Raw genomic sequence first — 21,529 nt, forward strand, 5'->3', positions numbered from 1 at the left:
CTTTCAAATAGCCGATACTTGGGGATGATCTGCCCCTAGTCCGGAACGCGAGTGAGCTGCGTGTAACTGATCTGCCAGCGATCCCCCTGTTTCACCCAGAAATGGACGATGCGCAGTCGGCGGTCATGGCGGCCGCCCTGCTGGGTCCAATTCAGCCGGAAAACTCCGCCGGTCAGGGCGGTGTCGCCCCGCACCTTGTAGACCGGTTGTTCGACCACATACGGATCGAGTTTGAAGCCCGGCACCGCGAAATCGGCGAGATAGGAAGCCTTGTCTTGTACGCTCGCGTCCGAGTTCACGAGCATATAATCGTCGGTCACGATGGCAGCGAGCCCGGCGATATCGCTGCCGATCGTTGCCCGGTTATAGGCATCGAGCGCACCTGCGAGATCGGCGGGAAGCTGACGCGATTCCGGCGTCGCAGCCGAAGCTACGACCGGCAGGGCGAGTGCCATCGCCGCAGCAATGGCGGCAAGAACGATCGGCGGTCGGCGAATAGGCCGGTCGTGAGTCCGCAGTCGCATCTTTTGCTCCCTGTGCCCTGCCTCGCAATACTCGCGATCAAAAAAAAGAATCGCCCGACAAGGTGGCCGGCACCATAGCCTGGGTCAGTCCCCCGTCACCTTGACCGGCCCGAGATCGCCCAGCCCGACCGTCCCGCTCGCCATGGCGAGCATCGCGTCGAGGCTCTTCTTGGCCTGCAGCCTGAGCCCTTCCTCGATCTCGACCCGCGGCTCCAGGTCGCGCAGCGCGAGGTAGAGCTTTTCCATCGTGTTGAGCGCCATGTACGGGCAGATGTTGCAGTTGCAGTTGCCGTCCGCGCCGGGTGCGCCGATGAAATTCTTGAGCGGCTCGGCCTTTTCCATCTGGTGGATGATATGCGGCTCGGTCGCGACGATCAGCGTGTCGCCCGGCATGTCGCGCGCATAAGCGAGGATGCCGCTCGTCGATCCGACATAATCGGCATGGTCGAGAATATAGGGCGGGCATTCAGGGTGTGCGGCGACCGGGGCACCGGGATGCAGCCCCTGCAGCTTGAGCAGCTCGGTCTCGCTGAACGCCTCATGCACGATGCACACGCCGGGCCAGAGCAGCATCTCGCGCCCGGTCTTGCGCGCGAGATAGCCGCCGAGATTCTTGTCCGGGCCGAAGATGATCTTCTGGTCGAGCGGGATCTGGCTGAGGATCTTTTCCGCCGAGGAACTGGTGACGATCACGTCGCTCAGCGCCTTCACCTCGGTCGAGCAGTTGATATAGGTCAGCGCGATATGATCGGGATGCGCCTCGCGAAAGGCCTTGAACTGATCGGGTGGGCAGCTGTCTTCCAGGCTGCAGCCGGCATTCATGTCGGGCAGTATGACGATCTTGTCGGGGCTCAGGATCTTCGCCGTCTCGGCCATGAAGCGCACGCCGCAAAAGGCGATGACATCGGCATCGGTCGCGGCGGCCTTTTTCGACAAATCGAGGCTGTCACCGACGAAATCGGCGAGATCCTGAATCTCGGGCTTTTGGTAGTAATGCGCGAGGATCACCGCGTTGCGCTCCTTGCGCAGCCGGTCGATCTCGGCCCGGAGGTCAAGGCTGCGGTCGAGCCCGGTCAGGCCGCCGCCCCCCCGACCATTAGATACGCGTGCGTCCATCTACCCATACTCCCGCGGATTACGGGTCTCATGTGGACGGTGCGCGCCCGGTGATCAAGGGACCGGTCGGTGGTAACGGATAATCGAGTGGCGCGACCGATGCGCCGGGCGCGCCGGCGGTCGCCGTGCGATAGAGCGCGGCGCCGGCGGATGAATAGGGCAGAGTCTCTATCACCAGTTGCAGGCCGATGATCGTGCCGATGGCCCATAGCCAGGCCGGATGAATGCGACCGGTGCGTCGCAGATCGGCGACGACACCGATCAGCGGGAACAGCATGACTCCGATGAAGGTCGCTTCGTGCGCGTAAGGGATGAGCAGCGGCAGCGGCAGCAATCGGCCAAAAGCGGGGCCGAGCAGCAGCGCCATGCCGGTATAATGCAGCCGCCGGTGCCATTCGGTCTTGCGCCGCAGCACGATCGCCGCGGTGGTCAGGCCGGCAAAGGTCAATATGCTCAGCGGATTGAAGATCAGGAACTGCGCCGGCAGGAAGAAGAATGGCGCCTGCCCGCGCCGTACCATGAGCACCGTGACAATGGTGCCGAGCACGACCATTGCCACCATCCAGGCCGCGCCGATCCAGCCAAGTCGCCGATGCAGTGCCATCGATCCGTTTGCGGCAAAGACGTTCTGCAGCGCGTAAAGCACGACCCAGCCCATGAACACGACCGCATGGACATGCACCACCAGTGGCGAGGCGAAGCTCGACCGGCCCATCGCGAGTTGCAGCGAGAAACCGGCCACGATGATGCCGGCCATAACGAACGCCATGATCAGGAAGAACCGGCTCTCACGTGCCGTGGCTCGCTCCGGCTCTGTCGCAGATTGCGCTAATGTGGCCATAAATCACCCCCGCGATTCGACTTTCCCACGCAGGTTCTACCACGTGGGGCCCGGCAGTTCCAATCTGGCCAGCCCGGGCTTCCGTCCTCAGCGCTGGTTGCCCAGTACTTCCCGCAGCGAACGCGAACGATCCATTTGTTCGCTCGGCCCGCGACGGTCGAACGGGAAGCTCACCACCACGCGCACATCGTCCATACCGGTCGCTTTCAGCGGTCCTGCGGCGATGGCCGTCAGCGCGCGGCGGGCATTCTCGCGTGCAACCATGAGATGCTCGGGCTTGACACCCTCCTTCTGCGCGACGGTCTTCGCGTTGAGTGTCGCTCGGCGCATCAGCTGGTCGGCGGCGTCGCGCGTGACGAACAGACCGCGCGTGCGATCCGCGGTCTGCGCTGACCAATCGATGTTGGGCGCGGCCGGCACGACATCAGGCGCGCGGATGGTCAGCGTGCGCCGCGCCGCATCCCATTCATAGGCATCCGCCGACAGCCGCGACATGTCGACGAAATAGTCGATCGAGAACGGCGCCTTGATCACCTTGTCGGAGGTCAGCATGCCGAAGCCGCGCGTGTCCGATGCCGATGCCTGCACCGTGCCGGACAGCGCCCCGACCTTGATCGCGCTGGCGCCGGAGAATTTGGCGCTGACGATCTTGGTGATCGCCGTGCCATCCTCTTCCCGGCTGATGGCGTATCGCTCGGTATAGCGGTCCCACGCCATCCACCCGCCGACCAGCGCTGCGATGATCACCGCGATGGCGAGCGCGACCTGCACGATGCGCTTGTTATCCATCACTCAGCGCTCGACTTCGACCAGGCATCGCCGGTCGCGCTCACCAGGCCACGGTCGCGCAAGTCGATCAGATGGGCGAGCACCGACCGCTCGGCGGCGGGAAACAGGCGGCGGTCGATCCCGACATACATGCGCTCGACCATCGCCGGGATGGTGCGCGCTTCTTTGCGCAACAGGCGCAGGATCTGACCCTCGCGTTGCTTGCGATGCCCCATCATGCCGCGCACCAGGCGCTGCGGATTGTCCACCGGGTCGCCATGCGCGGGATAATAGATCCGGTCATCGCGCGGCAGCAGTTTTTCGAGGCTCGCCATATAGGCGGCCATATCGCCATCGGGCGGCGAAACGATGCTGGTCGACCAGCCCATCACATGGTCGCCGCTAAACAAGGCCCTGGTCTCCGGCAAGGCGAAGCACAGGTGGTTCGACGTGTGGCCCGGCGTGGCCAGCGCAGTCAGTGTCCAGCCCTGCCCCGTCACCGACTCGCCCTCGGCAAGCACGCGGTCTGGCGCATAGTCATGGTCAAACGACGCATCGGCACCCACACCGACTCTGGGTCCGCTATCGGCGAGCGCGAGCGGCGCGCAACCGATGATCGGCGCACCCGTCGCCGCCTGGAGCGGCCGCGATCCGGGACTATGGTCGCGGTGGGTATGGGTGATGACGATCGCGGTGACCGGCCGCCCGGCGATCGCCGCGATCAGCGCGTCGATATGCTCTGGCGTATCGGGCCCGGGATCGATCACGGCGAGATCGGTCGTGCCGACCAGATGCACCTGGGTACCGGTATTGGTGAAAGCCGACGGGTTGGGCGCGAGCACACGCGACACGAGCGGTTCCAGCATCTGCGCCACGCCGGTTTGTTGCTCGCTCATGCCGTTGAAATGGCCGCTGGCGCGCCGGAGCGCAAGAGCGCCGGCCCCGCTAGTGCGGTGACCGGCGCGAGCGCTCCTCCCCTGAAGAGCCCGATTTCAACTTCAATCCACCTTGGCCATGTCTTGTTCGACTTCACGGATCGCTTCGTCCATCGCCTTGAGCGCTTCGGCGCGATGGATGCCGCTCAGTTCGACATTGCGCGTCATATTCTCGCGCGCGCTTCGCAGTCCGCTCAGCGCGGATTGATAGGCGTTGCGCTCAATGTCACGGCTGTTCATCGCGACTGCCGCGCCTTCCCTGGCGACGCGCTCGATGCGGTTGCGGCAAATGATGATCTTGTGCTTTTCGCCATCCTTTTTGTTGATGACCATTTCACGCTGATCGCCACCTTCGCCACAATTGATCGACGACACTTCAGGCATGTTCTTCAACGCCTCCATGCCTTCGAACTCCTCGCTGTGAATCTTGCCGTCGCTGCCGCGCTTGACGATCTTGATGCGCTTGATCTTCTTGCCGTCCATGTCGGTGGTCGTCGTGGTCACAGCGCGACTGTCGTCGTCGTTCCATTCAGGAGCAGCGGGCGGTGCCGGCGGAGCCGGTGCTGGCTCGGCCTGCATCGACACGGGCGGCACGGGCGCGGCGGGCGGCGCCGGCGGTGCGATATTCAGGTCCGCCAGATTGACGCCGGTTGCGATCTCGACATTGTCGCGCATCGCGGCGGCCGCCTTGGTACCTGAGGCAGTGAAGCCGAGGCCGGCGACGGTCAGCATGGCAACCGCGGCGACCCCGCTCACCAAGCGAGTACGCGATGTCTTGTTGGTGGTCAGCATCTTAAGTCTCCCTTTCAGATCGTTTATGGTGTGCAGGTGACAGGCGGCGGACACCGCCCCGCCATGCGCGGATTTGACGATGGCGCAGGCATAGGTATGGCGCGCGATCGGGCTCAGCCCGGCAAGCACGCCGGCATCGTTGGCGATTTCCTGATCGGCGCGAAACGCGCGGAAAGCACGCCAGGCGACGGGATTGAACCAGTGCAGCGCAAGGATGAACAGCGCCGCCCAATTGGCGATCAGGTCGCCGCGCGCATGGTGGCCAAGCTCATGCGCCAGCGCGAGATCGCGTTCCTCGCGGTCGTAGCGCTCGGTGAAATCACGCGGAAAGGCGACATATTTACGCAGGACGCCGAACGCGAGCGGCCCGGTCGCCGCATCGGTTTCGATCAGATGGATGCCACCGTCGATCTGCGAACCGCGCACCTGGCGGTCGAGGATGTTGCGGCAGAAGCGGAGGTGAGACAGCGCATGCCAGCCGAGAAATACCGCCGCGCCCGCCACCCAGAGCGTGACCAGTATAAGGCCAAGCGAAGGGTATTGGGTGGCTGGTGCGGCGGATCCCCCACCGAGCGGCTCGATCACATAGATCGTGATCGTCTCGCTCGCGCGGATCACTGGCGCGACTGCGATCTCGCGCCAGGATTCGGGTATCGGTGGCAATAACAGTCGCAGTGCGGGCAGCGCCCACAAGGCATAGGCGACGTCGGGCCCGAAGGCGCGGCGGACCGGTCCACGCAGCGCAAGCACCGCGACCATCAGGATGGTCGATGCGATCAGCGCCTCGAGCGCCCAGCCGGCGATCCCCGCTGGATTCAGGGAGGCGCTCATGCCTTCAACCCCTTCAGCAGCGCCTCGATCTCGGCGATGTCGGTCGCGGTCAGCTCGTCGCGTTCGGCGAGGTGCGCGACCAGCGGGGTCAGCTTGCCCCCGAACAGCCGATCCATCAGCTTGCGTGATTCACCGGCAACATAATCGTCACGCGCGACCAGCGGGCGGTAAAGGTAACGCCGGCCATCCTCTTCATGCCCGATGATGTTTTTGGCGAGCAGCCGGCCGAGCAGGGTCTTGACCGTGTTGGCCGACCAGTCGCGGCCGGCGGGAATGCGTTCGGACACGTCCTGCGCGGTCAGCGGAGCCTCCTCCCAGAGCACTTCCATCACCGCGTGTTCAGCATCGCTTATCCGTTCGGCCATATCGAATCGCTCCCGTACTGACTACGCCTGTAATCGTCTCGATTACATCTGTAGTCAATTGGCTGAACGGCGGGTGAATGGAAGGGAGTCGAAGACCCGATTTCACGCGGGGTTGTGGCGCGGCAAACCCTGGTCGAAACTGTCGAAAAATCAGGAGAGGTTCGAATGACCGAGTTCACCACCATCGCCACTGGCCTGCGCTTCCCCGAGGGGCCGGTCGCGATGCCTGACGGCAGCGTCATTCTGGTTGAGATCGCCGCGGGCCGGATCACGCGGGTAAGGGCCGACGGGACAGCCGAAACGGTCGCCGAACCCGGCGGCGGCCCCAACGGACTGGCACTTGGCCCGGACGGCAAGCTCTATTGCTGCAACAACGGCGGCTTCAATTATATCGAGCACCCAGGGGGTCTGCTGATTCCGCACGGCCAGGCCGATGATTATTCGGGCGGGCGGATCGAGCGCATCGACCTTGCCACCGGCGTGGTGGAGGTTCTCTATCAGAACGGCGATTTCGGCTGCGTATTACGGGGGCCGAACGACATCGTGTTCGACGCGCATGGCGGCTTCTGGTTCACCGATCACGGCAAGAATCGCCCACGCGAACGCGACATCACCGGCATCTTCTATGCAAAGGCCGATGGCAGCCATTTGGAGGAAGTGATCTTCCCGAGCGAAAATCCCAACGGCATCGGCCTCTCGCCCGACGGCAACACGCTCTACGCCGCGGAAACCTATACCTGCCGCCTGATGGCGTTCCGCGTGACCGCGCCGGGCAAGGTCGATCAGACAGGCGGTCTGGGCGGCGCGGGCATCCCGCTTTACCGGCCCGCCGGCTATAAATTCTTCGACTCGCTCGGCGTGGAGGAAAACGGCAATATTTGCGTCGCAACGATCGGCGAAAGCGGCATCTCGGTCATCTCACCGGCAGGCGAACTGGTCGAGTTCGTCGCCACCCAGGACCCTTTCACCACCAATATCTGCTGGGGCGCGCCGGACCTGCGCACGGCGTACATCACATTATCGGGGAGCGGACGGCTGGTATCCATGCCATGGCCAAGACCGGGGCTTGCCCTCAACCATTAAGGCAACGCACATGCGATCACATCGCGAAGGCCATCTCGTCAAGAATATCGGCTGGCTGCGCGCGGCGGTGCTCGGCGCGAATGACGGAATCGTCTCGACCGCCAGCCTGATCGTCGGCGTGGCGGCGGCGCAGACGTCGCAGTCGTCGATCCTGCTGACCGGCGTCGCGGGCCTGGTCGCGGGCGCGATGTCGATGGCAGCGGGTGAATATGTTTCGGTAAGCTCGCAATCCGACACCGAAAATGCCGACCGTGCGCGCGAGCAATCCGAGTTAACCGAAGAGCCCGAGGCCGAACGGCGCGAACTGGCCGCGATCTACCGGCATCGCGGGCTCGACGCCGCGCTGGCGTTGCAGGTCGCGGATCAACTGATGGCGAAGGATGCGCTCGGCGCGCATGTGCGCGACGAATTGGGCATCACGGACGATCTCGCCGCGCGCCCGGTACAAGCGGCGCTCGCCTCGGCGGCGAGTTTCGCTGCGGGCGCGATCCTGCCGGTGCTGATGGTGTTGCTGTTCAGCGGCGACGCTCTGATCGAGGCGGTGGTCGCCGCTTCCTTGGTCCTGCTCGCCGCGCTGGGAGCGGTCGGCGCGCGGGTCGGCGGCGCGAACCAATGGCGCGGCGCGTTTCGCGTGACCTTTTGGGGAGCCCTGGCAATGGCGGCGACCGCGGGGATTGGCGCGCTGTTCGGTGCGAATGTCTGAAACGGTCGCGCCGAAGTTCGCCGCGCTCATTGTCGTCGACGACGTGCGGCAGCGTCGGGGACGGTCAACTCATCGCGCCGACCGGCATTCTCCCCGGCGTTGACCAGCGCCAGCCTGCGCGCCTATGCGCTCCGCATCCACAGCCCCGGAGATTGCCCGTGAAGAAGCTCTACCCCGACGCCGCCGCCGCGCTCGAAGGATTGCTTCATGACGGCATGACGATCTGCGCCGGCGGGTTCGGCCTGTGCGGCATCCCCGAGCGGTTGATCGATGCGATCCAGGCGGCGGGCACCAGGGACCTGACCATCGCCAGCAACAATGCCGGGATCGATGGCGAGGGCCTGGGCAAGTTGCTCCGCACGCGCCAGGTCAAGAAGATGATCTCCTCCTATGTCGGTGAGAACAAGGAGTTCGAGCGGCAATATCTGAGCGGCGAGCTTGAGGTCGAATTCTGCCCGCAGGGTACGCTCGCCGAACGCTGCCGCGCGGGCGGCGCGGGCATTCCCGGCTTCTACACCAAGACCGGCGTCGGCACGTTGGTCGCCGAGGGCAAGGAAGTGAAGAATTTCGACGGTGAGGATTATATCCTCGAACGCGGCATTCGTGCCGACCTGGCGATCATCAAGGGCTGGAAGGCCGATGAGAGCGGCAATTTGATTTTCCGCAAGACCGCACGCAATTTCAACGCGCCGATGGCGACCGCTGGCAAGATTTGCGTGGCGGAAGTCGAGGAAGTGGTACCGGTCGGCAGCCTCGATCCCGACACGATCCATTTGCCCGGCATCTATGTGAACCGGATGATTATCGGCGCGCCGTACGACAAGAAGATCGAGTTCCGCACGGTACGCGAGCGGGCGACCGCGTGATCGACAGATGTTCTTCTCCCCTCCCGCAAGCGGGAGGGCCCGGGGGTGGGCTCGCGCTCACCTCCAGCGGTGGGTTTTCCGAGAGCGCGAGCCCACCCCTAACCCCTCCCGTAAATGGGAGGGGAATGATCCTGGCCGTCGCCTTCCTGCTTTCTGCGTGTGCAAGCACTGAGACACCAGCGCTGCTCACGCCCGTGGCAGCGCCCCCTGCCCTGACCGTCCCGGCGACGATGCAATATCTCTACGGCTCCGGCGAAGGTGCCGCGATCAGCACACAGGCCTGGCGCGCGCTGATCCAATATGTCGGATCGAAGGCCGGCGGCGCGCCCGTCGACTCTGTGGTGCTCGCCCCCGACGCCACGCTGGCCGTGCCGAAATGGCTGCCCTGCGGGATAAGACCTAAGGCGGCTGTGTTCGACGTGGATGAGACCGTCCTGCTCAACCTCGGCTTCGAATATAACGACGCCGCTCACCCCGCCCCTTATGACGAGGCGCGCTGGCAGGCATGGGAGAAGACCGGGACGAGCCAGGTCGCTGCGGTTCCCGGCGCGGTCGAGGCGCTGAACGATCTGCGCAAGATGGGCGTGACGGTGGTGTTCAATTCCAATCGGTCGGCCGGCAATGCCGCGCAGACCGCTGCCGCGATCACCGGCGCCGGGCTTGGCCCGGCGGTGCATGGTGAGACATTGTTCCTCGCCGGCGACGATGCGACGGGCAGCAGGAAGGACGGCCGCCGCGCGACGATCGCCGCGAAATATTGCGTCGTCGCGATGGGCGGCGACCAACTCGGCGATTTCAGCGACCTGTTCAACGCCGGGCTTTCGCCATCGGTGCGCCGCACTGCGGTGCAGGCGGCGGCGCTATCCGCAAAATGGGGTGCGGGCTGGTTCGTCTTGCCCAACCCGGTTTACGGCAGCAGCCTGAAGGGCGGCTTCGACGATGTATTCCCGCAGGACAAGCGCTGGGCGCCCCCTGCCGCACCGGGAGAGACAAAATGACCGGCAAACCCGTTCCGATCGATCTCGTTCCCTATGCCGAATTGCTTGAGGGATCGCGTGAATTCCTGCGCGTCTGGGCCAGCGAAAATGGGCCGGTGACCTGCTTCATCAATCCGGTGCCGATCGGCGCCGATCCGGCCGCGTTCGGCATCGCACTGGTCGATTGCGTGCGGCATGGCGCGATCACCTATGCGCGTGCGATCGGGATCAGCGAGAGCGAAGCGCTTGAGCGTATCTGGCTCGGCTTCGATGCCGAGCGTGCCAATCCAACCGATGTCGCGACCCCCGTGCCGGGCGCCAACAAGGAGCTGAACTGATGGCCGTGGACACCAAGGGCTGGACTCGCGACGATATGGCAGCGCGCGCAGCGCGCGAGTTGCGGGACGGTTATTATGTCAATCTCGGCATTGGCATCCCGACCCTGGTCGCGAACCATATTCCAGACGGCGTGACCGTCACGCTGCAGTCGGAAAACGGCATGCTCGGCATTGGCCCCTTCCCTTTCGCGGGCGAAGAAGACGCCGATCTGATCAACGCCGGCAAGCAGACGATCAGCGAATTGCCGCAAAGCGCCTATTTCAGCTCGTCGGACAGCTTCGCGATGATCCGCGGCGGGCATATCGACCTGACCGTGCTCGGTGCGATGGAAGTCGCGGAGAATGGCGACATCGCCAATTGGATGATCCCGGGCAAGATGATCAAGGGCATGGGCGGCGCGATGGATCTGGTCGCCGGCGTCAAGAAGATCATCGTCGTGATGGAGCACAACTCCAAGGCCGGCGACCCGAAGTTCATCCCGGCCTGCACTCTGCCGCTAACCGGCAAGAACGTCGTCGACATGATCATCACTGACCTGGCGGTGTTTCAGCGGCCCGACCATGACAGCCCGTTCAGGCTGATCGAAATCGCGCCGGGCGTGAGCGCGGACGAGGTCGCGGCCAAGACGACGGCACATTATCTGACTTGAGGGCCCCCATGGCACTGATTCTGGTTACCGCGAATCGCAATTATTCGAGCTGGTCGCTGCGGCCCTGGGTGCTGATGAAGGCACTGGGAATCGCGTTCGAAGACCGGATCGAGCCGTTCACCGCGAACGACAATTACAGTGCGTTTCGCTCCTTCTCGCCGACTGGCCAGGTGCCGGTGCTGATCGACGGCGACCGGACAATATGGGATTCGCTCGGCATCGCGCTGTATCTGGCGGATCGTTTCGACGGCGTCTGGCCGGCTGATGAAGTCGCGCGGGCCTGGGCGATGTGCGCCGCCGCCGAAATGCACGGCGGGTTCGGCGCGGTGCGGAGCGATTGTACGATGAATGTTGGCGTCCGCGTCTCGCCGAAGCCGGCCTCACCAGCACTGGCACGGCAAATCACGCGGCTTGGCGAGCTATGGGCGGAGGGGCTCGACCGCTTCGGCGGCCCGTGGCTCGCCGGTCCCGCGTTCACCGCCGTCGACGCCTTCTATGCGCCGATCGCGTTTCGCGCGCGCACCTATGGGCTGGATGTCGGCGCGGCGGGCCAGGCCTGGGTGACGCGCACCCTCGACCATCCCGCGATGCGGCAATGGGAAGCCGAAGCGCTCGCCGAGAACTGGCGCGAGGTGGATCATGAGGCCGAACTGGCGGCGACCGGTACGATCATCGCGGATTACAGGACAAGCTGATGCGCGTGCTGTTGACCGGATCGTCGGGCTGGCTCGGTCGTTTCCTGGCACCTCGACTGCGCGCGGCGGGGCACGAAGTGACGGGGCTGGACGTCGCCGCCGGCATTGACACCGATGTGATCGGCACGGTTGCCGATCGGCCGTTGATCGATCGCCTGTTCGCCGAGCGCGGGATCGAAGCGGTGATCCATGGCGGTGCGCTGCACAAACCCGACATCGTGCGCTATCCGAACCAGGCATTCATCGACGTCAATGTCAGCGGCACGCTCAACCTGCTGGAGGCCGCCGTTGCCGCCAAAGCGAGCCGGTTCGTCTTCACCTCGACCACGTCGCTGATGATCTCCTCCGCGATCCGCGAAGGACAGGCGAGCGCAGCGGTGTGGATCGACGAGAGCCTCGCGCCGCTCGAGCCGCGCAATATCTATGGCGTGACCAAGCTGGCCGCCGAGCAGATCTGCCGACTGATCCAGGTCGAGCATGGTCTGCCGGTCCTGATCCTGCGCACTGGGCGTTTCTTTCCCGAGGAGGACGATACGCACCTAGCGCTGTCGGGTGAGAACATGAAGGCGAACGAGCTGCTCCACCGCCGGCTGACGGTCGAAGACGCGGCCGAAGCGCATCTCGTCGCGCTCGATCGCGCACCGGAGCTTGGTTTCGGAACCTTCATCCTGTCCGCGCCGACGCCGTTCGTGCCCGGCGATGTCGAGGAGCTTAAGGCCGACGCACCGACCGTCATCGCACGGTATTTTCCCGACGCAGCCGATCTTTACGCCCGGCGTGGCTGGTCGCTGCCTGGCTCGATCGACCGGGTTTACGATGCGGGTCATGCCGAACGCGTGCTGGGCTTCCGATGCCGCACCGGCTTTGCCGAGATGCTGGCCGCTCTCCGCCAGAATGCCCCCTTGCCGGTCGCACACGATCCCGCCTACATTTCCCCCAAGGAATAATCGGGGGATTTTCCATGAAGTGGCTGCGCCGTATCGCGACCGTGCTGGTCGCGCTGATCGTTGTCGTCGTCGCCATCGTCTATGGCGGCTCCGAATATATTCTGCGACGCGGCCATGACGTGCCTAAAGTCGATATCGCGGCGGCGACCGGCGCTGCGGCGATTGCGGAAGGCGGCCGCATAGCACGGGTCACGGGGTGCCGCGCCTGCCACGGCGCCAATGGCCAGGGTACCATATTGGTCGACAGCCCCGTCTTCGGACGCGCCGCGCCGCCGGCGCTGGCGCGAGTCGCGGCGCGCAGCAGCGATGCCGAGCTCGCGCGCGCGATCCGTCACGGCGTCGCGCAGAACGGCAGCGCGCTCTACATCATGCCGACGGACGCGCTTGCGCATCTCGCGGACGAGGATGTCGCGCGCATCATCGCCTGGATCCGCACGCTGAAGCCGGGCGCGTCGGACACCATCGCAACGACCAGCTTCGGGCCGCTCGGCCGCGCGCTCGTGCTGACCGGCGCGCTGCCATCGAGCGTCCATACCCTGCCCTTCGCGGGCAAAAGCCGGCCGGCCGATATCGGCCGGTACATGGTCTCGATATCCTGCGCGGGCTGTCATGACCTGCACAAGGAACGCCCGTCGGACGACGGCAAACAGATCGTGCCCGCGCTCGCCACCGTCGGCGCCAGCTACGATCCCGCCGCTTTCCGGCGGTTATTGCGCACTGGTATCGGCATGACGCCACGCGATCTCGGCATGATGCGCGAGGCGGCTGTGGGCGGGTTGCGCGTGCTGACCGACAGCGAGATCGTCGCGATCCAGGCCTATCTGCGCGCCGAGGCGGAAAAGGCGCCGTCGCAATAAACGACAAGCCGCGCTTTGCCTAGGCGCAGCTTTCGACTAGAGCGCCCGGATGGCTTCCCGTCCGCTCACCTTGTACGAAAAAATCTGGGCCGCGCATGTCGTCGAACGACGCGACGACGGCACCTGCCTGATCTATATCGATCGCCACCTCGTTCATGAGGTCACCAGCCCGCAGGCGTTCGAGGGCCTTCGCGTGGCCGGACGCAAGGTACGCCGCCCCGATTTGACGCTGGCGGTGCCCGACCATAATTTGCCGACCACCGCGCGTGTCGATGCGCTTGGGGTCATGCTGCCGATCGCCGACCGCGAGAGCGCGCAGCAGCTCGACGCGCTGCGCCGGAACACGGCCGAGTTCGGGATCGATTATATCGACGCCATCTCGCCCGATCAGGGCATCGTCCATGTCGTCGGACCGGAACAGGGCTTCACCTTGCCCGGCACCACCCTGGTATGTGGCGACAGCCATACCTCGGCGCATGGTGCGATGGGCGCTCTGGCGTTCGGCATCGGCACCAGTGAGGTCGAGCATGTCCTCGCCACCCAGACATTGCTGCTGACGCCGTCGAAGACGATGGAAGTGCGCGTCGACGGCACGCTCGGCTACGGCGTCTCGGCCAAGGACGTGATCCTGTCGATCATCGGCAAGATCGGCGCGGCCGGCGGCACCGGCCATGTCATCGAATTCACTGGCGAGGTCATCCGCGCCTTGTCGATCGAAGGACGGCTGACGATCGCGAACATGTCGATCGAGGGCGGCGCGCGTGCCGGCCTGATCGCGCCCGACGAGACGACCTTCGCCTATCTCAAGGGTCGCCCGATGGCGCCCAAGGGGGCGGATTGGGACAGCGCGGTGGCATGGTGGCGCACCTTGCCGAGCGATCCGGGTGCGCGCTACGATACGATTGTGCGGCTCGATGCGACCGATATCGCGCCCGCGCTGACCTGGGGCACCAGCCCCGAGGACGTCGTGCCGATCACTGGCCATGTACCCGACCCCGACAGCTTCGCCGATCCGGCCAAGCGCGACGCGGCGCGCAAATCGCTCGCCTATATGGGCCTGACGCCGGGCACCGCGATGCAGGATATCGCGATCGGCCATGTCTTTATCGGTAGTTGCACCAACAGCCGGATCGAGGATCTGCGCGCCGCCGCCGCCGTCGCCAATGGCCGCAGCGTCGCGAACGGCGTGCGTGCGCTGGTCGTGCCGGGATCGGGGCTGGTCAAGCGTCAGGCCGAGGCTGAGGGGCTCGACCGGATCTTCATCGATGCCGGCTTCGAATGGCGCGAACCCGGTTGCTCGATGTGCCTGGCGATGAACCCGGATAAAGTGCCGCCGGGCGAACGATGTGCTTCCACTTCCAACAGAAATTTCGTAGGACGGCAGGGACCCGGTGCGCGGACTCATCTGGTGTCACCCGCAATGGCGGCTGCTGCGGCCGTCACCGGTCGGCTGAGCGATGTCCGCGACCTGATGGGGGACACGAAATGAAACGCGCACTGGTATTGCTGGTCCTCGGCACCGTCCTGAGCGGCATCGCCGCCTATGCCGCCACCGCGCGCACGACGACCGATGAGCCCGCTCGCCAGACCAAGTAAGCAAGACAAGGCTGCCCCCGCGCGTTAGATGGCGCGATCCAAGGGGAGGAATCGCCATGAAGACCATTTTCAAGACCGGGTTGTTTGCCGCTGTCGCCGCCGTCGCGCTGATGGGCCAGGCCGCCCCGCCCCCACCCCCGCAAAAAGCCGCTGTCCCGGCTCCGATCAAATTATGGCGACTTGATTGCGGCACCGTTTCGGTCGGTGACCTCAACGCCTTTTCCGACACCATGGCCTATACCGGCCAGACCAGCGAACTGGTCGGGAGCTGCTATCTTATCAAACATGGCGACACCTATCTGTTATGGGACGCCGGCCTGCCCGCATCGATGAAAGGCAAGGCGCTCGACCGCAAGGCGGCGATGGATGCGACGGTCACGAAGACGATCCCCGAACAGCTCGCCCAACTGGGGCTGAAGCCGGCGGACATCGCGATGGTCGGCGTCAGCCATTACCATTTCGACCATATCGGCCAGCTGGACAGTTTCCCGGGCGCGACGCTGCTGATCGGCAAGGGCGATCTCGACGCCGCCAAGGCCGGCGCGCCCGGCGTGAACCCGGCGCCGTTCGCGCCATGGATCAAAGGAGCGGCGAAGTCCGAGGGCGTGACCGGCGACAAGGACATCTTCGGCGACGGCAGCGTGACGATGATCGACCTGCCCGGCCATACGCCCGGGCATCACGCATTGCTGGTGCGGTTGAAGGGTCGCGCTTTCCTGCTCTCCGGCGACACCGCGCATTTCCAGGCGAATTACGACACGAACGGCGTGCCGACCTTCAATTATAACCGCGCCGACACGCTCGCCTCGCTCGACCGATTCAAGAATCTGGCAAAGAATCTGAAAGCGACCGTGATCATCCAGCACGAGCCCGCCGACGTCACCAAACTGTCCGCATTTCCGAAAGCCGCCGAATAATGAATCCCGTCACGCAAGTCTCCGGCCGTGCTTATCCCTGGGGCGCGAAGAATATCGACACCGATGTGATTATCCCGGCGCATTGGCTGAAGACGGTGACGCGGACCGGCCTTGGCAAGGGCGCGTTCGAGACTGTGCGTGCGCAGGAAGGCAATATATTCGACGACCCGCGCTATGCCGGGGCCCCGGTGCTGATCGCAGGCGATAATTTCGGCTGCGGGTCGAGCCGCGAGCATGCCGCCTGGGCGCTTGCCGATATGGGCATCGCCGCGGTGATCGCGCCGAGCTTCTCCGATATCTTTTCCGGCAACGCGTTCAAGAACGGCATCGTACCCGTCGTCCTGCCGCAGGACGCGGTCGACCGGCTGATCGAAGTCGCGAAAACGGATACCGTCACCGTCGACCTGGAAACGATGACCGTCACCACACCGTTCCAGGACCGCTTCCCCTTTCATCTCGACGCATTCCGTCGCCAATGCCTGATGGAGGGACTGGACGAAGTCGGCCTGACACTGGCAAGGGATACCGAGATTTCGAAATATGAAGCCGGGGTGGACGAACACCGGCCCTGGATGAGCGGAGAACGGAGACATGCGGGCATTGTTGTCGAAAGCGCCGGGCGGACCTGAAACACTAACCATCGACGAACTACCCGATCCGGTCGCCGCAAAGGGCCAGGTCGTCGTCGCGGTCAAGGCGTGCTCGATCAACTATCCCGACGTGCTGATCATCGAGGACAAATATCAGTTCAAGCCACCCCGTCCGTTCGCGCCGGGCAGCGAGATTTCCGGCGTGATCGAAAGCATCGGCGAGGGCGTGTCCGACTGGGCGGTCGGTGACCGCGTGATCGCCACCACCGGCTCGGGCGGGCTGGTCGAGAAGGCCGCGATCAACGCGACAAGCCTGTTCCGCCTGCCCGAAGGACGCAGTTTCGAGGAAGGCGCGTCGTTGCTGCTGACCTATGCCACGACGATCCATGCACTGCTCGATCGCGGGCATCTCGGCGAGGGGCAGACCCTGCTGGTGCTCGGCGCAGCGGGCGGCGTGGGCCTTGCGGCAATCGAACTGGGCAAGGCGTTCGGTGCGCGGGTCGTCGCGGCCGTATCCTCGGAGGAGAAAGCGGCGGCAGCCAAGCAAGCCGGCGCGGACGTCACGCTCGTCTATCCGCGCGCGCCGTTCGACAAGGACCAGTCCAAGGCGCTTGCCGATCAATTCAAGGCGGCGCTCGGCGCGGGTGGCGCGGACGTGATCTATGATCCGGTCGGCGGCGATTATGCCGAACCGGCGCTGCGCTCGATCGCCTGGGAAGGCCGCTATCTGGTCGTCGGCTTCCCCGCCGGTATCCCGCGGCTGCCGCTCAACCTCACACTGCTCAAGAGCTGCGACGTGTGCGGCGTATTCTGGGGCGCCTTCGCGGCGCGCGACCCCAAGGCCAATACCGCGCATATCGAGCGCCTGTTCCGCCTGTGGAAGGACGGCCAGATCGCCCCACGCGTGACCGAGGTCTTCGCGTTCGAGGACGGCGGCAAGGCGATCGCCAAGATGGCTGCCCGCGACGCGATCGGCAAACTGGTGGTGAAGGTCGCCGAATAACGGCGGTAGCGAGTTGACCCGCCCCTTCCTTCACGGGAAAGGGTCGCTCATTCAGACAGCGTGGCGATCCGCGCTCGCGATGCGTGTGCAATTAAGGGGATGACATGCCGGGTGGACTCGTAGCGCTGCTGGACGATGTGGCGGCTCTCGCCAAACTGGCGGCAGCCTCGGTCGACGATGTCGCCGGCGCCGCCGGGCGCGCCGGCTTCAAGGCGGCTGGCGTCGTGATCGACGATACGGCGGTCACCCCGCGTTATGTCGTCGGCCTGCCGCCCAGTCGCGAATTGCCGATCATCTGGAAGATCGCGCTAGGCTCGCTGCGCAACAAACTATTGTTCATCCTGCCCGCCGCGCTGGCACTCAGCGTGTTCGCTCCCTGGGCGGTCACGCCGATATTGATGATCGGCGGCAGTTATCTCTGCTTCGAAGCCAGCGAAAAGATCTTCGAGGCGCTCAGCGGCACGCATCATGCAGCGGAGGTCGCCACGATCGACGACCCCGCCGAGCTTGAGGCGCGTCAGGTAAGCGGCGCGGTGCGCACCGACTTCATCCTGTCGGCCGAAATCATGGCCATCGCACTTGGCGACTTGCCTGATCTATCCTTGGGGGTCCGCGCCGCCGCGCTCGGTGCGGTGGCCATCGCGATTACCGTCGGTGTCTATGGCGTGGTCGCACTGATCGTGAAGATGGACGATATCGGCCTTCATCTCAGCGGCCGTTCCTCGCCTGCGCTGCGCACAATCGGTCGCGGCCTGGTGGCCGCAATGCCTGTGCTGCTCCAGGCTTTATCCCATCTCGGCGTCGCGGCGATGGTCTGGGTCGGCGGCGGCATCCTGCTCCACGGGCTGGAGGAATTCGGTCTGGGCGCGATCCCGCAGGCGGTTCACCATCTCGCCGAGGCCGCGGCCCACGCCTCGCCTGTCGCGCAAGGAGTGATCGAATGGCTGGTCGGCGCGCTGGGCGCGGCAGTGGCGGGGCTGATCGTCGGTGGCGTAATCGTCGGCATCATGCACATCCTGCCAAGAAAACGACCAGTGTCCGCCGAGGAACATGCCTGAGGAGCAGCTTCTGTTGTTCTCGTGCCTTCGCTCAGCCCCTTCCCTTCGCCCGTCCCCTTCCCTATCTCCCAAGGTGAGACATTAAAGGCCCAAGGGGACGAACCGGATGACGACCTTCGACGACCGCGAGCGCGCGTTCGAGACCAAATATGCGCGTGACGAGGAGATGCAGTTCCGTGTCACCGCGCGGCGTAACCGGCTGCTCGGCCATTGGGCCGCGGTCCAGATGAAGCTCACCGCGGAAGAGGCCGATGCCTATGCCAAGGCGGTCGTACAGGCGGATTTCGAGGAAGCCGGCGACGAGGATGTGATCCGCAAGCTGGTCAGCGACCTGACCGCCGCGAATATCGAGATCGACGAAGCCGTCGTGCGCCGCGCGATCGAGGAACACACGATCGAGGCGCGCCGCCAGCTGATGCAGGCGGAATAGCGCAGATGGCGATGGCGGCAACCGATATCGAGGCATTGATCGTCGCGGGAATCCCCGATGCGACGGTCGAGATCACCGATCTGGCCGGCGATGGCGACCATTATGCCGCGCGCGTCGTCGCCGAGAGCTTTCGTGGCGTTTCGCGCGTCGAACGCACCCGTCTGGTCTATGCCTCGCTCGGCGGGCGGATGGGCGGCGAGCTCCACGCGCTGCAGCTGACCACGGCGGTTCCGGAACCCCGTACTGAATTGGGATGATGACGATGAACGACGATTCTCAAGCCCGCATCGCCGACCTGGTCGGCAAGAGCGACGTGCTGCTGTTCATGAAGGGCAGCCCGCTATTCCCGCAATGCGGCTTTTCGAGCCGCGCGATCGCGATCCTGCAGCATCTGAACGTCGAATTCGACAGCGTCGACGTGCTGCAGGACCAGGGTATCCGCCAGGGCATCAAGGCTTTTTCGGATTGGCCGACCATTCCCCAGCTCTATGTGAAGGGCGAATTCGTCGGCGGATCGGACATCATGATGGAGATGTACGAATCCGGCGAGCTCGCACAGCTGTTCGAGGAACAGGGCGTCGCGAACGCCGAGTGATCGCTCGCGGAACGACGGTGATCATATGATATTGTGAGAAGGCCGGGGCGGGCGGACCCAAGCGAGATCGGAGGAGCTCGGGTCCGCCCTGCTGAAGCGTGAAAACGCTCGGCGTACTCCTATCGTAGCAGGCGGTGTGCCAGTTTTCGTGAACCACGCAAAATCGCGGCAGACGATAGTTAACGCGCTATCCGCAGCCTTCGACCGTGTAAGCTTTACCGACAGTTTCAGCACTCTACCCAAGTCTCGCGACGCTCGCTAAACCGCCGCGATGACGAATTCACGCACCGGCGGCCGCGTCCTGGTCGATCAGCTTGTCGCACAGGGTTGCGACCGTATCTTCACCGTACCCGGCGAGAGTTTCCTCGCCGTACTCGACGCGTTGCACGACACGCCCGAGATCGACGTCGTCGTGTGCCGTCAGGAGGGCGGGGTCGGGTTCATGGCGTGCGCCGATGGCGCGATGACCGGACAGCCGGGCATCGCTTTCGTCACGCGCGGTCCGGGTGCGACCAATGCGTCGATCGGCGTGCATGTCGCGATGCAGGATTCGCAGCCGATGGTCCTGTTCATCGGCGACGTCGATCGCGGCACCAAGGATCGCGAGGCGTTTCAGGAGATCGATTTCACGGCGATGTTCTCTCCGATCGCCAAATGGGCGGCGAAGATCGACGATGCCGCACGGATCCCGGAATATATCGCGCGCGCCTATGCCATAGCGATGAACGGGCGGCCCGGGCCGGTCGTGCTGGCGCTGCCCGAGGACATGTTACTGGACGCGGTCGCGGCGGTCGATCGGCCACGCGTCGATCGCGCCGTGCAAGCGTGCGATCCGATCCAGATGCGCAATCTCGGTGGATTGATCGGCAGTGCCGAGCGACCGCTGGCCATCATCGGTGGCGCTGGTTGGGACGAGTCGGCCGCGCGCAACTTTGCGCAATGGGCCGAACGGAGCGGCATCCCCGTCGCCGCCGCATTCCGCCGCCAGGATGCCATTGCCAACGATTGCGCCGTCTGGGCCGGCAATCTTGGCTATGGCCCCAACCCGAAGCTGGTGGAGCGCGTCAAGGCTGCCGATCTGTTGCTTGTCGTCGGGCCGAGACTCGGCGAGGCGACGACAGACGGCTATACGCTGATCACCCCCGACCATCCGGGCCAGACTCTCGTCCATATCCATCCTGATCCGAACGAGCTCGGCCAGACCTATCGCGCCGATTTCGCGATCTGCGCTGGCATGGCCGAATTCGCCGACGCGGTGCTGGCGATCGATAACGAACCGCTGGCGGCGGGCGCGGAGGCGCATGCGGAGTGGCTTGCCTGGTCGACCCCCGCCCCGCGCGATCTGAAAATGGACCTTGGCCCGTGCGTCGCGACGATGCGCGATTTGCTCCCTGCAGATACGATCATCTGCAATGGCGCGGGCAATTATTCCGGCTGGTGGCATCGCTATTGGCGTTATGCGGGCCCAACCAGCCAGCTGGCGCCGACCGCCGGCGCGATGGGTTATGGCGTGCCGGCCGCAACGGCGGCGGCGCTGCGCCATCCCGACCGGATGGTCGTCGCGCTGGCCGGCGATGGCTGCTTCCTGATGAATGGCCAGGAACTGGCCACCGCGGTCGCGCATGGTGCGAACATGCTGGTGCTGGTGATCGACAACAGCACCTATGGCACGATCCGTATGCATCAGGAGCGGGAATATCCCGGCCGGATTTCCGCCACGCGGCTGCAGAACCCCGACTTTGCCGCGCTTGGCCGGGCTTATGGCTGCTGGGCGGAGACGGTTGAGACGACGGCGGCGTTCGCACCGGCGTTGGAGCGTGCCATGGCGCAGACCGGCGTGCGGCTGCTTCATATCAAGACGGATATCGAGGCGATCACCGCAGGGACGACGATCACGGCGCTGCACGGGGGGTGAGACGCGCGGGCGACCCGCGCGCCGCTTATACGTCACCCCAGCGCAGGCTGGGGTCTCCCTCTAGTGACACACGAAGTGCCCAACGTCTGAGCTGCCAGCCTGCGCCGGCATGACGGCTAATAAAGAAAACGCCGCCC

At 64.8% G+C, this 21,529-nt stretch carries 25 protein-coding genes; 18 read left to right on the plus strand and 7 right to left on the minus strand.

Annotated features, from left to right (window positions below; all coding sequences use genetic code 11):
• Positions 1 to 35: 35 nt before the first annotated feature.
• From G4G27_RS12050 to G4G27_RS12080, 7 genes are all read right to left on the minus strand, one after another.
• Positions 36 to 524, minus strand: a complete 489-nt coding sequence (locus G4G27_RS12050; RefSeq protein ID WP_183108885.1) for a nuclear transport factor 2 family protein — start codon at positions 522 to 524, stop codon at positions 36 to 38.
• Between the two features lie 84 nt (positions 525 to 608).
• Complete coding sequence (gene nadA / locus G4G27_RS12055; protein WP_183108886.1) at positions 609 to 1,640, minus strand: quinolinate synthase NadA; 1,032 nt, start codon at positions 1,638 to 1,640, stop codon at positions 609 to 611.
• Between the two features lie 28 nt (positions 1,641 to 1,668).
• A complete protein-coding gene (locus tag G4G27_RS12060; RefSeq protein WP_244624315.1) occupies positions 1,669 to 2,481 on the minus strand; it encodes a hypothetical protein in 813 nt (270 codons plus the stop codon).
• An 87-nt stretch (positions 2,482 to 2,568) separates the two neighbouring features.
• The gene (locus G4G27_RS12065; protein ID WP_183108887.1) at positions 2,569 to 3,270 is read right to left on the minus strand and encodes a DUF4230 domain-containing protein; all 702 of its coding nucleotides are present in this window, start codon (positions 3,268 to 3,270) and stop codon (positions 2,569 to 2,571) included.
• Positions 3,270 to 4,145 carry an MBL fold metallo-hydrolase gene (locus G4G27_RS12070; RefSeq protein WP_183108888.1) on the minus strand — a complete coding sequence of 292 codons (876 nt, stop codon included), beginning with the start codon at positions 4,143 to 4,145 and terminating at the stop codon, positions 3,270 to 3,272. Before G4G27_RS12070 ends, G4G27_RS12065 begins: the two co-directional genes overlap by 1 nt.
• 102 nt (positions 4,146 to 4,247) lie before the next feature.
• Entirely contained in the window at positions 4,248 to 5,807 is a 1,560-nt protein-coding gene (locus G4G27_RS12075; RefSeq protein ID WP_183108889.1) for a M56 family metallopeptidase, read from the minus strand.
• Positions 5,804 to 6,172 carry a BlaI/MecI/CopY family transcriptional regulator gene (locus tag G4G27_RS12080; RefSeq protein WP_183108890.1) on the minus strand — a complete coding sequence of 123 codons (369 nt, stop codon included), beginning with the start codon at positions 6,170 to 6,172 and terminating at the stop codon, positions 5,804 to 5,806. Before G4G27_RS12080 ends, G4G27_RS12075 begins: the two co-directional genes overlap by 4 nt.
• A gap of 165 nt (positions 6,173 to 6,337) precedes the next feature.
• Here G4G27_RS12080 and G4G27_RS12085 point away from each other — a divergent pair, with 165 nt between their 5' ends.
• From G4G27_RS12085 to G4G27_RS12170, 18 genes are all read left to right on the plus strand, one after another.
• Positions 6,338 to 7,255, plus strand: coding sequence for an SMP-30/gluconolactonase/LRE family protein (locus G4G27_RS12085; protein WP_183108891.1), 918 nt, complete (start codon positions 6,338 to 6,340; stop codon positions 7,253 to 7,255).
• A gap of 10 nt (positions 7,256 to 7,265) precedes the next feature.
• Positions 7,266 to 7,958 carry a VIT family protein gene (locus G4G27_RS12090; RefSeq protein ID WP_183108892.1) on the plus strand — a complete coding sequence of 231 codons (693 nt, stop codon included), beginning with the start codon at positions 7,266 to 7,268 and terminating at the stop codon, positions 7,956 to 7,958.
• 158 nt (positions 7,959 to 8,116) lie between these two features.
• Positions 8,117 to 8,824: a CoA transferase subunit A gene (locus tag G4G27_RS12095; RefSeq protein WP_183108893.1), complete on the plus strand. Its 708-nt coding sequence runs from the start codon at positions 8,117 to 8,119 to the stop codon at positions 8,822 to 8,824.
• A gap of 125 nt (positions 8,825 to 8,949) precedes the next feature.
• A complete protein-coding gene (locus G4G27_RS12100; protein WP_183108894.1) occupies positions 8,950 to 9,822 on the plus strand; it encodes an HAD family acid phosphatase in 873 nt (290 codons plus the stop codon).
• The gene (locus G4G27_RS12105; RefSeq protein WP_183108895.1) at positions 9,819 to 10,139 is read left to right on the plus strand and encodes a DUF5076 domain-containing protein; all 321 of its coding nucleotides are present in this window, start codon (positions 9,819 to 9,821) and stop codon (positions 10,137 to 10,139) included. The genes G4G27_RS12100 and G4G27_RS12105 overlap by 4 nt, the downstream gene beginning before the upstream one ends.
• Positions 10,139 to 10,789, plus strand: a complete 651-nt coding sequence (locus G4G27_RS12110) for a CoA transferase subunit B (RefSeq protein WP_183108896.1) — start codon at positions 10,139 to 10,141, stop codon at positions 10,787 to 10,789. The genes G4G27_RS12105 and G4G27_RS12110 overlap by 1 nt, the downstream gene beginning before the upstream one ends.
• Before the next feature lie 8 nt (positions 10,790 to 10,797).
• A complete protein-coding gene (locus G4G27_RS12115; RefSeq protein ID WP_183108897.1) occupies positions 10,798 to 11,484 on the plus strand; it encodes a glutathione S-transferase family protein in 687 nt (228 codons plus the stop codon).
• Positions 11,484 to 12,431 (plus strand): NAD(P)-dependent oxidoreductase, encoded by a 948-nt coding sequence (locus G4G27_RS12120; protein ID WP_183108898.1) that lies wholly within the window; start codon positions 11,484 to 11,486, stop codon positions 12,429 to 12,431. The genes G4G27_RS12115 and G4G27_RS12120 overlap by 1 nt, the downstream gene beginning before the upstream one ends.
• A gap of 14 nt (positions 12,432 to 12,445) precedes the next feature.
• Positions 12,446 to 13,288, plus strand: coding sequence for a c-type cytochrome (locus tag G4G27_RS12125; protein WP_183108899.1), 843 nt, complete (start codon positions 12,446 to 12,448; stop codon positions 13,286 to 13,288).
• 49 nt (positions 13,289 to 13,337) lie between these two features.
• Positions 13,338 to 14,777, plus strand: a complete 1,440-nt coding sequence (gene leuC / locus G4G27_RS12130) for a 3-isopropylmalate dehydratase large subunit (RefSeq protein ID WP_183108900.1) — start codon at positions 13,338 to 13,340, stop codon at positions 14,775 to 14,777.
• A gap of 163 nt (positions 14,778 to 14,940) precedes the next feature.
• Positions 14,941 to 15,801 (plus strand): N-acyl homoserine lactonase family protein, encoded by an 861-nt coding sequence (locus G4G27_RS12135; protein ID WP_183108901.1) that lies wholly within the window; start codon positions 14,941 to 14,943, stop codon positions 15,799 to 15,801.
• Positions 15,801 to 16,430, plus strand: coding sequence for a 3-isopropylmalate dehydratase small subunit (leuD, locus tag G4G27_RS12140; protein WP_183108902.1), 630 nt, complete (start codon positions 15,801 to 15,803; stop codon positions 16,428 to 16,430). Before G4G27_RS12135 ends, leuD begins: the two co-directional genes overlap by 1 nt.
• Entirely contained in the window at positions 16,393 to 17,394 is a 1,002-nt protein-coding gene (locus G4G27_RS12145) for an NADPH:quinone oxidoreductase family protein (protein ID WP_183108903.1), read from the plus strand. Before leuD ends, G4G27_RS12145 begins: the two co-directional genes overlap by 38 nt.
• Positions 17,395 to 17,498: 104 nt before the next feature.
• Positions 17,499 to 18,452, plus strand: coding sequence for a DUF808 domain-containing protein (locus G4G27_RS12150; protein WP_183108904.1), 954 nt, complete (start codon positions 17,499 to 17,501; stop codon positions 18,450 to 18,452).
• A gap of 106 nt (positions 18,453 to 18,558) precedes the next feature.
• A complete protein-coding gene (locus tag G4G27_RS12155) occupies positions 18,559 to 18,882 on the plus strand; it encodes a DUF1476 domain-containing protein (RefSeq protein ID WP_183108905.1) in 324 nt (107 codons plus the stop codon).
• Between the two features lie 5 nt (positions 18,883 to 18,887).
• Positions 18,888 to 19,139, plus strand: coding sequence for a BolA family transcriptional regulator (locus G4G27_RS12160; protein ID WP_183108906.1), 252 nt, complete (start codon positions 18,888 to 18,890; stop codon positions 19,137 to 19,139).
• A 5-nt stretch (positions 19,140 to 19,144) separates the two neighbouring features.
• A complete protein-coding gene (gene grxD / locus G4G27_RS12165; protein WP_183108907.1) occupies positions 19,145 to 19,477 on the plus strand; it encodes a Grx4 family monothiol glutaredoxin in 333 nt (110 codons plus the stop codon).
• 271 nt (positions 19,478 to 19,748) lie between these two features.
• Entirely contained in the window at positions 19,749 to 21,392 is a 1,644-nt protein-coding gene (locus G4G27_RS12170) for a thiamine pyrophosphate-binding protein (protein ID WP_183108908.1), read from the plus strand.
• Positions 21,393 to 21,529 lie beyond the last annotated feature (137 nt).

The organism is Sphingomonas sp. So64.6b (genome assembly GCF_014171475.1).
Taxonomy (GTDB): Bacteria; Pseudomonadota; Alphaproteobacteria; order Sphingomonadales; family Sphingomonadaceae; genus Sphingomonas; species Sphingomonas alpina_A.